The organism is Streptomyces sp. NRRL B-1347 (genome assembly GCF_000720325.1).
In the GTDB taxonomy this organism is placed as follows: domain Bacteria; phylum Actinomycetota; class Actinomycetes; order Streptomycetales; family Streptomycetaceae; genus Streptomyces.
Genome location: NZ_JOJM01000001.1, coordinates 271312 through 283407, shown reverse-complemented (window position 1 = coordinate 283407; position 12096 = coordinate 271312). Strand labels below are relative to the sequence as shown.

Below are 12096 nucleotides of genomic sequence, written 5' to 3'. Positions count from 1 at the left end.
GACCAGCAAGAACACATGCGTTGAGGCCCTTTGGAAGGCGTGGGGATCGATCACCCTCACCTGCTGTTTCTGCCCGTTCTCTACCGCTGTTGATCAGGCGTTGGTCACGTGACCACGGCCATCGCTGTGCGCCCCAAGCAGCACTTACTGCGCCACGGGTACGGCCCGCGACCACAGTTCCTCGGCATGCTCGGCGAACCGGTCGAACATCCCTCCATCGCCCTGGCGACGGAGATGCAACAAGGGCGAGTCGTGGCCTACGAGACGAGCGAGATGAGGGGTCACAAGCGCCTCGCGATCGAAGCGGAACACGGACAGCGACACGTGATTCACAGCGTCCTCGGCAGCACTGAACCGCGTCTCCAGTCCGTCCAGCGGCCCCAGCTTCTCCAGCTCCCCAAGGGTGATCTTGATGCGTGTCGACACGCTCAGCGTCACGTCCTCGATGACCTCACGCTGACGCGTCACCTCTCCTTCGGGATCACCGAGCAGGAAGCGCACCCGGCAGCCACTGTCCACCTTTCGGCGCAGGGTGTCAGCGAAGGCGGGGACCTGCGTGAAGAAGAAGTAGTTCGTGTAGCCCGCGAGGAAGATGTCCGTCTCCGCTGAGTCGATCAGCTCAGTCCAGACGGTCGACGGGCACGCAGACCGATACGGGTAGCTGTTGATGATCTCTCGATCGTTGCCGGTCTTGATCCGGTCCTTCACCACTTGCGGCCACAGCATCTCTTCGTCCACTCCAAGCGCCTGTGCGGCGTCCTCACGGTTGCGTGCGTGCGGGGTCAGTTCTGCGTCTGCGAGCCATCGTTCCACTTGCTTGATCGATACCCCGACCCGATACGCGAGTTTGCGTGGGGACATGCCCGCGTCGTCCAGAGCCGATCGAAGCGCGACATTCACTGTCAACCCCCTCGGTGTGGACGTTTGGGCCTTCTCGCACCGTAGCGCCGGACGTCTCAACTGTCTCTGACCCAGGGGGAGATACGTCCGTCCGTGGCACTCAACATCGCCCCATGAACAGCAGAGAAGACGCGACGTACGAGCTGGCATCGCGCGTGCAGATCAGACTGTCCGCCGCTCTGGAGGCGGAAGGAATCGAGCTCCGCTCACTGCGGGTCGACACGGCCGGAGTGGTTCCGCTGATCGATCTCGGCATGGTCAACATCGCCACCGCCGAGCGACTCGCCAAGGCACTCGAAAGCCGGAGGGTTCCCGCATGAGCGACGACAGCAAGAAGCCGAAGGGCGACCCACGCGACCTGTCAGAGAAGGTCAAGAAGGCCAACGACCAGAGCAGAAAGGGCGGCGGTCGCCGCTAGGCAGAGCACGGCCGAGGCCCCGGCGGGCGCACCGCCAAGTACAGCCCGCTGGGCAGGGCTCCTCCAGCGGTGAGCGAGTCAGCAAGTTCAGTGCACCACTCCAACGACAGAAGGAGAGGCACGATGAGCGGCCGTGAAGCTGCGCGACCCGAAGACGTTCGTATCAGCGGATGTCTGGGAGCGGGAAGTGAAACTGATCATGCGAGACCCGGAGACCAGCCGGGACGAGGCGGAGAGGCTCTTCGGCCAGACGATCGCGTACTTCGTGACGACTGGAGAGAACCCTGACACCCTTCCGGGTCCGTCCAAGAAAGTCGACAAGGGCGTCCACTCGTTCATGCTCGACACGATTCCGTTCCACCAGTTCACGTAGAGCCAGCACGGGAATCGGGCCCACCCTCGGACGCTGAGGGTGGGCCCTTCCGGCTTGGAAGGATCACGGAATGACGCTTGCCGACCTATGGGACCGGTTCGCTGACGGCAGAGTCCCCCGTAGGACCGTGAACGCCCGGGGAGCGACGTCGTGGTTGAACTGGACGCAGTACCCGGACCACGGGCCGAACGAATCCGTCCTGGGCGATGTGGCAGGTCTAAGGGTTCTGGAACTCGGGTCCGGCGCCGGTGGCAATCTCGCTCACCTGGCCACGCTTGGGGCTCACTGCGTCGGCGTAGACGTGGCTCCGAGCCGTGAGCACACGGCGCGGGAGCGATGGGGACACCTTCCCGGCCTTGAGTTCCGGACAGCGGAGGCGGCCGACTACCTGACCCATTCCAGTGACCGCTACGACGTCGTGTATTCGATCTTTGGTGCCGTGTGGTTCGTGACCCCAGCCGTACTACTACCCCTGATCCGGGCACGCCTCAATGCGGGCGGCCTCCTGGCTTTCTCCCAACTACCGCCCGGGGCTCAGCAGCTCGCATCGGGCACGGTCGCGATGCGACACGATCATTCCCCTAAGGAATGGGCCGACTTGCTGCGCCACCACGGTTTCAAGGACGTTCAGACGGATGTGATCGAACCCCCGGCAGGGCGGAAGGTAGGGACGATGCTGGTTCGAGCGGTGGCGCAGGAGAGACAGGACTAGCCCCGACCCATACGGGTCGGGGCGTTTCGTTGACTGGTTGGAGCAGTGCCAGGAACGGGTTGGCGGTGCTGAGTGGTTCCGGCGTCTTCACCGGCTGCGGCTTGAGGAGCCGTGCTGGGGCAGGACGCGGGAAGAGCGGGCGGAGCCGCCGAACAGTTCCAGTCGGGCGCGTACCTTCTCCGCGAGGCTGCGTGGGAGCGCCAGCAAGCGGAGAAGGAGCGGCTGGGGCCTCCGTGGGGGGGATCACGGCCTGGTGTTCGCCCGTGACGGCTTCAAGGTCCGGAAGGGGCGCAGGATCCGTTGAAGGTCTCGGCCCACTGGCGCAGGAGGGCCCGTGCGCGGATGAAGCTGCCGGACGGCCTCCAGCTGCACGACTGGCGGGCGTCGAAGATCACAAACGGCCTCGACCATCACGAGAACCCGGTGGAGGTCTCCGCCAATGGTCACGTGGTTGGTCACGCCACTGCCCAGAAAAGCAGAAGACCCCACGTGAAGTGGGGTCCCAGCTGGTGTCCGAGGGGGGACTTGAACCCCCACGCCCGATAAAGGGCACTAGCACCTCAAGCTAGCGCGTCTGCCATTCCGCCACCCGGACTAGGTGTCTGCCGCCTTTGCGGTGTTTCCCGCGGCGACGAGGACAACAATACCAAGGTTTCGGAGTGCCTTTCACCTGCGTATCCGCCGGGTACGCCGCGCCGCCGCGCGCCACACCCCGGGGCGCGCCGCCGCGCCTAGAGTTTCACCATGAGTGATGGTTTGCTTACAGGTGCGCTGGGTGACGTACGGGTCCGGCGGCCGCGGTTGCTGTCTCCGTTGCGGGAGCATCTGCGGGACACGATGTGGTTCGCGCCGACGGCGGGCCTCGTGGGCTCCCTGGTGCTGTGGTGGATCGCCGCCGAGGTGGACGCGGAGTGGGTGCGGATCCTCCAGGACCACGAGGAGTACGACGCGATCAAGGACATGAACCAGCTCGCCGAGGACACGAAGGTGGTGATCAGCACCATCGGCTCGGCGATGATGACCTTCATCGGTGTGGTCTTCAGCATCTCGCTGGTCGCCGTGCAGATGGCGAGCGGCCAGTTCAGCCCGCGGGTCGTGCGGCTCTACGTCCGCTCCCGGATCACCAAGGCCACGCTCACGGTCTTCCTCGCGACGTTCCTGTTCTCCCTGATGACGCTGACGTCGTTCGACAGCGAACGGGACCCGCGGCTCGTGACGAACGTGCCGCTCGTCGAGGGACTGCTCGCCCTCCTCATGGTGCTGGTGAGCCTCCTGCTCTTCGTGGCCTACGTGAACGGCACCCTGCGTATGATGCGGATCGGCTTCGTGATCGACCGGATCGCCCGGGAGGCGTTCCGGGTGGCCGCGAAACATCCGGCGGAGGGGCAGGTCGACGACGAGCGGCTCGGCCCGGAGACGGCGCGGATCACCCACGAGGGCCCCGCCGGGGTGCTGCGGGACGTGCACATCGCGCGCGCGGTGCGGGCCGCGCGCCGTCAGGGCGTCGTCCTGCGGCTGCTGCCGCGCACCGGGGACTTCGTGGTGCCGGGCACGCCCGTGTTCACGGTGCACGGCGGGCCGCCGCCGGGTCGCCGTGCCCTGCGGTACACCGTGTACGTGGGGGTGGAGCGCACCTTCCACCAGGATCTGGGCTTCGGCCTGCGGCAGCTGTCCGACATCGCGCTGCGCGCCCTGTCCCCGGCCGTGAACGACCCGACGACCGCCGTGCAGGCCCTGGACCGCATCGTGCAGTTCCTCGCGGTGCTCGCCCCCTATCTGCTGGGCGCGCTGCGCCACCGCGACCGGCGCGGCGAGGTGCGGCTCATCCAGCCCGTGCCCGACTGGACGGACCTGGTGGACCTCGGCCTGACCGAGATCCGCGGCTGCGCTCCCGGCAACCCGCAGGTCACCCGGCGCATGCTGGCCGGCATCGACGATCTGCTGCTCCTCGTCCCCGAGGAGCGCCGCACGCCGCTCCTGCGGCACCGGGCCCTCCTCGAGCAGGCCGTGGAACGGGTGGTGCCGGAGACCGCGGACCGCGAGTTCGCCCTGCTGCCGGACCGCCAGGGCATCGGCTGAGCGGGGTGGAGGCGCGCCTGGCCGGGGGCGCCCCGGGCTGCTGGAGGGCTTCCACGGCCGTGGGCGCCTGGGATCGAGGCACGCCAGGCCGGGGGCGCCCCCGGGCCGAGGCGGCGTAGAGGCGGGCTCCTCGCGGTCCCCGCGCGAGCGGGGTGCGCCGTGCCCGGTCTTGAGCGCGGGGGTGGCCGGGATGTAGGTCATGGGGCCACCTCCCCCGCGCCTGGTGCGCCGCGCCCGAAGCCCGCTGCCGGGCGGGCGGCTTGCGAGGCGAGGCGGTCGAGCACGAGGTGCGCGGCCGCGCTCGGCGTCTCGCCCACCGGAACGCCGGCCGCCTCCAGGGCCTCCTTCTTGGCCCGCGCCGTTCCGGACGAGCCGGAGACGATGGCTCCGGCGTGGCCCATGGTCCTGCCTTCGGGCGCGGTGAACCCGGCGACGTAGGCGACGACGGGGTTGCTCACGTGCTCGGCGATGTAGGTCGCGGCGCGCTCCTCCGCGTCACCGCCGATCTCGCCGATGAGGACGATGAGTTCGGTCTCCGGGTCGGCTTCGAAGGCGGCCAGGCAGTCGATGTGGGTGGTGCCGACGACGGGGTCGCCGCCGATGCCGACGCAGGTGGAGAAGCCGACGTCGCGCAGCTCGTACATGAGTTGGTAGGTGAGGGTGCCGGACTTGGAGACCAGGCCGACGCGTCCGGGCTTGGTGATGTCGGCGGGGATGATGCCCGCGTTGGACTGCCCGGGTGTGATCAGGCCGGGGCAGTTGGGTCCGATGACCCGGGTGCCGCGTCGCCGCGCGTGCGCGTGGAAGGCGACGGCGTCGTGCACGGGGATGCCTTCGGTGATGACGACGGCGAGCGGGATGCCCGCGTCGGCCGCCTCGATGACGGCGGCCTTGCTGAAGGCGGGTGGGACGAAGAGGACGCTGACGTCCGCGCCGGTCGCCTCGCGCGCGTCGCGCACCGAGCCGAAGACGGGTACGGAGCGGTCGTCGAAGTCGACGGTGCGGCCTCCCTTGCGCGGGGTGACGCCGCCGACGACGTCCGTACCGGCGGCGAGCATGCGGCGGGTGTGCCTCATGCCCTCGGCGCCGGTCATGCCCTGGACGAGGACCTTGCTCTCCTTGGTCAGGTAGATCGCCATGTCCGGCTCCTCAGACGGCGGGTGCTGTGCGGGTGAGTTCGGCGGCGCGGCGCGCGGCGCCGTCCATGGTCGTGGCCTGTTCGACGAGCGGATGGGCGCACGCGTCGAGGACGGCTCGCCCACGCGCGGCGTTGTTGCCGTCGAGCCGGACGACGAGCGGTTTGGTCAGGCGGACGCTCTCCAGCGCCCGCACGATGCCGTCGGCCACGGCGTCACACGCGGTGATGCCGCCGAAGACGTTCACCAGGACGCAGATGACGGACGGATCGCCGAGGACGACGCCCAGGCCGTCGGCCATGACCTGCGCGGAGGCCCCGCCGCCGATGTCGAGGAAGTTGGCGGGCCGGGCGCCGCGCCCGGCGACGGCGTCGAGCGTCGCCATGACGAGGCCCGCGCCGTTGCCGATGACGCCGACCTCGCCGTCGAGCTTCACATAGGTGAGCCCCTTGGCCGCAGCTGCCGCCTCGCGTTCGTCGTCGTACGTCGCGTCCTGAGCACCCCAGCGGGCCTGGCGGAAGCGTGCGTTGTCATCAAGGGTCACTTTCGCGTCAAGTGCGATCAGCTGCCCCTGGGGTGTGCGGACGAGCGGATTGGCCTCGACGAGCAGCGCGTCCTCGCAGGTCATGACGTTCCACAGGGCGGTCAGGACGTCGGCTGCTGCTGCGGGGAGGACGGCCGCGGCGGCGATCTCAGCGGCCTTGCGCCGAGTCACGCCCTCCGTGGGGTCGACGGGTACCCGCGCCACCGCTTCGGGGCAGGTCACGGCGACGTCCTCGATGTCCACGCCGCCCTTGGCGGAGGCGATCGCGAGGAACCGGCCCGTGGCCCGGTCCAGCACGTACGAGACGTAGAACTCGCGCTCCACCTCGACGGGTTGGGCCACCATTACCGCGCGCACGGTGTGGCCCTTGATGTCCATGCCGAGGACCTGGCGTGCCGTCAGCTCGGCGGCAGGCGGGTCCGCGGCCCGCTTCACGCCGCCCGCCTTGCCTCGGCCGCCCGTCTTCACCTGCGCTTTCACGATGACGCGGCCGCCGAGGCGCGCGGCGCACGCGCGGGCTTCCTTGGCCGATGTGGCGACCTCGGCGCGCGGCACCAAGATGCCGTGCTCTTCGAAGAGTTCCCTTGCCTGGTGCTCGTACAGGTCCATGTCCGGCTCCTGTCTGAAAGTGCCGCATGCCCCCTGGACACCCTGCGTCGGATGCGGGATAACCAGGTTCATACAGTATTCGTCGACTGTATGCAATGTACCGCGAGGGCGGCCCGCGTCCCGTGCGAGCGCGCTCCAACTCCCCTACGAAGGGACAGGACTTCGTCATGCCCGACGACAGCAGCGACACGAGCGACAACAACCCCGCCCTCATCTCCGGTGGGCATCTGGTCGCCAAAGCACTCAAGGCGGAGGGTGTCGAAGTCATCTACACCCTGTGCGGCGGCCACATCATCGACATCTACGACGGGTGCGTCGACGAAGGCATCGACGTCGTCGACGTACGCCACGAACAGGTCGCCGCCCACGCCGCCGACGGCTACGCGCGCGTGACCGGCAAACCGGGCTGCGCCGTGGTGACCGCCGGGCCCGGCACGACCGACGCCGTCACCGGCGTCGCGAACGCCTTCCGCGCCGAGTCACCGATGCTGCTGATCGGCGGCCAAGGAGCCCACACCCAGCACAAGATGGGCTCACTCCAGGACCTTCCACACGTCGACATGATGACGCCCATCACCAAGTTTGCCGCGACCGTGCCGGACACGGCACGCACGGCCGACATGGTGTCCATGGCCTTCCGCGAGTGCTTCCACGGCGCCCCCGGCCCGTCCTTCCTGGAGATACCTCGCGATGTGCTCGACGCCAAGGTGCCTGTCGAGAAGGCACGCATCCCGCGCGCGGGGCACTACCGCGCCTCCACCCGGTCGGCAGGGGACCCCGAGGCGGTCGAGAAGCTCGCCGACCTCCTGGTGCACGCCGAGAAGCCCGCGATCCTCCTGGGCAGCCAGGTGTGGACCACCCGCGGCACCGAGGCGGCCGTCGAACTCGTCCGGGCCCTCAACGTGCCCGCCTACATGAACGGCGCGGGCCGCGGCACACTGCCGCCGGGCGACCCGCACCACTTCCAGCTCTCGCGGCGGTACGCCTTCGCCAACGCCGACCTCATCGTGATCGTCGGCACCCCCTTCGACTTCCGCATGGGCTACGGCAAACGCCTCTCCCCCGACGCGACGGTCGTCCAGATCGACCTCGACTACCGCATCGTCGGCAAGAACCGCGACGTCGACCTGGGCATCGTGGGCGACGCGGGACTCGTCCTGAAGTCCGTCACCGAAGCGGCCTCCGGGCGCCTCAACGGCGGGGCGTCGCGGCGCAAGGAGTGGCTGGACGAGCTGCGGGCGGCCGAGCAGACGGCCATCGAGAAGCGGCTGCCGCAGCTGCGCTCCGACGCCTCGCCCATCCACCCCTACCGGCTGGTCAGCGAGATCAACGACTTCCTCACCGAGGACTCGCTGTACATCGGCGACGGCGGCGACATCGTCACCTTCTCCGGCCAGGTGGTCCAGCCCAAGGCCCCCGGGCACTGGATGGACCCGGGACCACTCGGCACGCTCGGCGTCGGCATACCCTTCGTGCTCGCCGCCAAGCAGGCCCGGCCCGACAAGGAGGTCGTGGCCCTCTTCGGTGACGGCGCCTTCAGCCTCACCGGCTGGGACTTCGAGACGCTGGTGCGCTACCACCTCCCCTTCGTCGGCATCGTCGGCAACAACTCCTCCATGAACCAGATCCGTTACGGCCAGCGGGCCAAGTACGGCGCCGAGCGCGAACGGGTCGGCAACACCCTCGGAGACGTCCCCTACGACCAGTTCGCGCGGATGCTCGGCGGCTACGGCGAAGAGGTCCGCGACCCCGCCGACATCGGCCCCGCGCTGCGCCGCGCACGGGAGTCCGGCAAGCCCTCACTGATCAACGTGTGGGTCGACCCGGACGCCTACGCCCCCGGAACCATGAACCAGACCATGTACAAGTGAGGTGCCCCTGCCATGGCTCACACGACTCACACCGCTCGTCCGGCCCGGGCGGCGGCCAAGGCCCTCGACGGAATCCGCGTCCTGGACATGACGCACGTCCAGTCCGGCCCCTCCGCCACCCAGCTCCTCGCCTGGCTCGGCGCGGACGTGGTCAAGCTGGAGGCGCCGACCGGTGACATCACGCGCAAGCAGCTGCGCGACCTCCCGGACGTGGACTCGCTGTACTTCACGATGCTCAACTGCAACAAGCGCAGCATCACCCTCAACACCAAGACCGAGCGCGGCAAGGAGCTCCTCACCGAACTGATCCGGCGCTCCGACGTCATGGTCGAGAACTTCGGCCCGGGCGCGGTCGACCGCATGGGCTTCACCTGGGAGCGCATCCAGGAGATCAATCCACGGATCGTCTATGCCTCCATCAAGGGGTTCGGGGACGGCCCGTACACCGACTTCAAGGCGTACGAGGTCGTCGCGCAGGCCATGGGCGGGTCGATGGCGACCACCGGCTTCGAGGACGGGCCGCCGCTGGCGACGGGGGCCCAGATCGGGGACTCGGGCACGGGCATCCACGTCGTGGCGGGGATCCTCGCGGCGCTGTTCCAGCGCGAGAGCACGGGTCGCGGTCAGCGGGTCAATGTGGCCATGCAGCATGCCGTGCTCAACCTCTGCCGGGTGAAGCTGCGCGATCAGCAGCGCCTGGCCCATGGCCCGCTCACTGAATATCCCAACGAGGACTTCGGCGACGAAGTTCCCCGGTCCGGCAACGCCTCCGGCGGCGGCCAGCCCGGCTGGGCGGTCAAGTGCGCGCCGGGCGGCCCCAACGACTACGTGTACGTCATCGTGCAGCCCGTCGGCTGGAAACCCATCACCGAGCTGATCGGCCGCCCCGAACTCGCGGACGCCCCCGAGTGGGCCACGCCGGAAGCCCGCCTCCCGCAGCTGACCAAGATGTTCCAGCTGATCGAGGAGTGGTCCTCCGCGCTCCCCAAGTGGGAGGTCCTGGAGCGCCTGAACGCCCACAACATTCCGTGCGGCCCGATCCTGTCGACCAAGGAGATCATCGAGGACTCCTCGCTCGTCGCCAACGAGATGGTCGTCGAGGTCGCCCACCCCGAGCGCGGCACGTTCACCACCGTCGGCTCCCCGCTGAAGCTCTCCGACTCCCCCGTGGACGTCGTCACCTCGCCACTGCTGGGCGAGCACAACGAAGAGGTGTTCGTCGGCGAACTCGGCCTGGGGAACGAGGAACTGCGCCTGCTCAAGTCGAACGGAGTGATCTGATTGCCGGCCGAAGACCGCCTGGAGCGGGTGCGCGCGCTGCTGGACTCCGTCCGCGCCGAGGGGCGCACCTCGCTGACAGCGCCGGAGGGCAAGGTCCTCGCCGACGCCTACGGCATCGCCGTCCCCGGTGAGGAGCTCGCCCGGGACGTCGACGAGGCCGTGGCGCACGCGGCACGCTTCGACGGACCCGTCGTCATGAAGATCGTGTCACCGGACATCCTCCACAAGACCGACGCGGGCGGTGTGGTCGTGGGCGTGGAGGGCGCCGACGACGTCCGCGCGGCGTTCCACCGGATCATCGACAACGCGCGCGCGTACGCGCCGACCGCGCGGGTCGACGGCGTACAGATACAGGAGTTGCTGCCGTCGGGCCCGGATGCGCGGGAGGTGATCGTCGGGGCGGTCACCGACTCGACGTTCGGCAAGGTCGTCGCCTTCGGGCTCGGTGGTGTGCTCGTGGAGGTCCTCAAGGACGTCACGTTCCGCCTCGCGCCCGTCGACGCCGACGAGGCTGCCTCGATGCTCGACTCGATCGGCGCGGCCGAGGTCCTGCGCGGCGCGCAACCCGTGGACCGCGGGGCGCTGGCGGAGCAGATCCGCCGCGTCTCCCGACTGGTCACGGACTTCCCGGAGATCGCCGAGGTCGACCTCAACCCTGTGATCGCGACTCCCCGGGGTGCGCTCGCCGCGGACGTCCGCGTCATCCTCGGAGACCGTGCCCCCGAGGAACGGCCCACCTACACGCGCGCGGAGATGCTCGCCTCGATGCGGCGGCTGATGCAGCCCCGCTCCGTCGCCGTCATCGGCGCCTCCAACGAGCCGGGGAAGATCGGCAATTCGGTGATGCGCAACCTCATCGACGGTGGCTTCCCGGGCGAGATCCACCCCGTGAACCCCAAGGCCGATGACATCCTGGGCCGCAAGGCGTACAAGAGCGTCACGGACGTCCCTGGTGAGGTGGATGTGGCGGTCTTCGCGATCCCCGCCGCGTTCGTCGCGAAGGCCCTGGAGGACGTCGGCCGCAAGGGGATCCCGAACGCGGTCCTCATCCCCTCCGGGTTCGCCGAGACCGGGGAGCAGGCCCTCCAGGACGAGATCGTGGCCATCGGGCGGCGGCACGGAGTGCGACTGCTCGGGCCGAACATCTACGGCTACTACTCGACGTGGCAGGACCTGTGCGCGACGTTCTGCACACCGTACGACGTGAAGGGCGGGGTGGCACTCACCTCGCAGTCGGGTGGCATCGGGATGGCCATCCTCGGCTTCGCGCGCACCACGAAGACCGGCGTCTCGGCGATCGTGGGGCTCGGCAACAAGTCGGACCTCGACGAGGACGATCTGCTCACGTGGTTCGGCGAGGATCCCCACACCCAGTGCATCGCCATGCACCTGGAGGACCTCAAGGACGGCAGGGCGTTCGTGGAGGCCGCGCGCGCCACCGTGCCGAAGAAGCCCGTCGTCGTCCTCAAGGCGGGCCGCACCGCGGCCGGCGCACGGGCCGCCGGGTCCCACACGGGCGCGCTGGCGGGCGACGACGCCGTCTACGACGACGTCCTCAGGCAGGCGGGGGTGATCCGCGCCCCGGGCCTCAACGAGATGCTGGAGTACGCACGGGCGCTGCCCGTCCTCCCCACGCCCCGGGGTGACAACGTCGTCATCATTACCGGCGCGGGCGGCTCCGGAGTGCTGCTCTCCGACGCCGTGACCGACAACGGCCTGCGGCTCATGGAGATCCCGCCCGATCTGGACGCGGCGTTCCGCGCCTTCATCCCGCCGTTCGGCGCCGCGGGCAATCCGGTGGACATCACCGGCGGCGAGCCCCCGTCGACGTACGAGGCGACGATCCGGCTCGGCATGGAGGATCCGCGCGTCCACGCGCTCGTCCTCGGCTACTGGCACACCATCGTCACCCCTCCCATGGTCTTCGCCGAACTGACGGCCCGCGTCATCGCCGAGTTCCACGCGCGCGGCATCGACAAGCCCGTCGTCGCCTCCCTCGCGGGCGATGTCGAGGTGGAGGAGGCCTGCCAGTACCTCTACGAACGCGGCGTCGTGGCCTACCCGTACACCACGGAGAGGCCCGTCGAGGTCCTCGGGGCGAAGTACCGGTGGGCGCGCGCCGCGGGGCTGTTGGGGGGCGGGCGATGAGGTGACCGGCGCTCGGGGCGGACGG

General features: G+C 69.2%; 10 protein-coding genes and 1 tRNA gene. 7 read left to right on the top strand and 4 right to left on the bottom strand.

Annotated features, from left to right (window positions below; translation table 11 throughout):
• Positions 1-144: 144 nt before the first annotated feature.
• Positions 145-900: an XRE family transcriptional regulator gene (locus IG74_RS0101255; RefSeq protein ID WP_199818756.1), complete on the bottom strand. Its 756-nt coding sequence runs from the start codon at positions 898-900 to the stop codon at positions 145-147.
• Positions 901-1013: 113 nt separating this feature from the next.
• Here IG74_RS0101255 and IG74_RS0101250 point away from each other — a divergent pair, with 113 nt between their 5' ends.
• The 3 genes from IG74_RS0101250 to IG74_RS0101235 all read left to right on the top strand — a co-directional run bounded on the left by IG74_RS0101250 (position 1014) and on the right by IG74_RS0101235 (position 2403).
• A complete protein-coding gene (locus IG74_RS0101250) occupies positions 1014-1220 on the top strand; it encodes a hypothetical protein (protein WP_030668023.1) in 207 nt (68 codons plus the stop codon).
• Positions 1221-1451: 231 nt separating this feature from the next.
• Positions 1452-1691: a hypothetical protein gene (locus IG74_RS0101240; protein WP_030668021.1), complete on the top strand. Its 240-nt coding sequence runs from the start codon at positions 1452-1454 to the stop codon at positions 1689-1691.
• Positions 1692-1845: 154 nt separating this feature from the next.
• Positions 1846-2403: a class I SAM-dependent methyltransferase gene (locus tag IG74_RS0101235; RefSeq protein ID WP_234334172.1), complete on the top strand. Its 558-nt coding sequence runs from the start codon at positions 1846-1848 to the stop codon at positions 2401-2403.
• Positions 2404-2910: 507 nt separating this feature from the next.
• Here IG74_RS0101235 and IG74_RS0101230 read toward each other — a convergent pair.
• A tRNA-Leu gene (locus IG74_RS0101230) sits at positions 2911-2998 on the bottom strand.
• 176 nt (positions 2999-3174) lie between these two features.
• Between IG74_RS0101230 and IG74_RS0101225 the strand changes: the two genes are divergently transcribed.
• Positions 3175-4482, top strand: a complete 1308-nt coding sequence (locus IG74_RS0101225) for a DUF2254 family protein (RefSeq protein ID WP_030668013.1) — start codon at positions 3175-3177, stop codon at positions 4480-4482.
• 197 nt (positions 4483-4679) lie between these two features.
• On the opposite strand, the gene sucD is transcribed toward IG74_RS0101225, so the two are convergent.
• Together sucD and sucC are read right to left on the bottom strand one after the other, a co-directional pair.
• Positions 4680-5621, bottom strand: coding sequence for a succinate--CoA ligase subunit alpha (gene sucD / locus IG74_RS0101220; RefSeq protein ID WP_078868487.1), 942 nt, complete (start codon positions 5619-5621; stop codon positions 4680-4682).
• A gap of 10 nt (positions 5622-5631) precedes the next feature.
• A complete protein-coding gene (gene sucC / locus IG74_RS0101215; RefSeq protein ID WP_030668008.1) occupies positions 5632-6771 on the bottom strand; it encodes an ADP-forming succinate--CoA ligase subunit beta in 1140 nt (379 codons plus the stop codon).
• A gap of 167 nt (positions 6772-6938) precedes the next feature.
• Here sucC and IG74_RS0101210 point away from each other — a divergent pair, with 167 nt between their 5' ends.
• From IG74_RS0101210 to IG74_RS0101200, 3 genes are read left to right on the top strand one after another with little or no spacing between them, the layout of a single operon-like run.
• A complete protein-coding gene (locus IG74_RS0101210; protein ID WP_030668005.1) occupies positions 6939-8642 on the top strand; it encodes a thiamine pyrophosphate-binding protein in 1704 nt (567 codons plus the stop codon).
• 12 nt (positions 8643-8654) lie between these two features.
• The gene (frc, locus tag IG74_RS0101205) at positions 8655-9923 is read left to right on the top strand and encodes a formyl-CoA transferase (RefSeq protein WP_051854424.1); all 1269 of its coding nucleotides are present in this window, start codon (positions 8655-8657) and stop codon (positions 9921-9923) included.
• Positions 9924-12071: an acetate--CoA ligase family protein gene (locus IG74_RS0101200; RefSeq protein ID WP_030667999.1), complete on the top strand. Its 2148-nt coding sequence runs from the start codon at positions 9924-9926 to the stop codon at positions 12069-12071. It begins immediately after the preceding gene.
• The last annotated feature ends 25 nt before the right edge of the window (positions 12072-12096 follow it).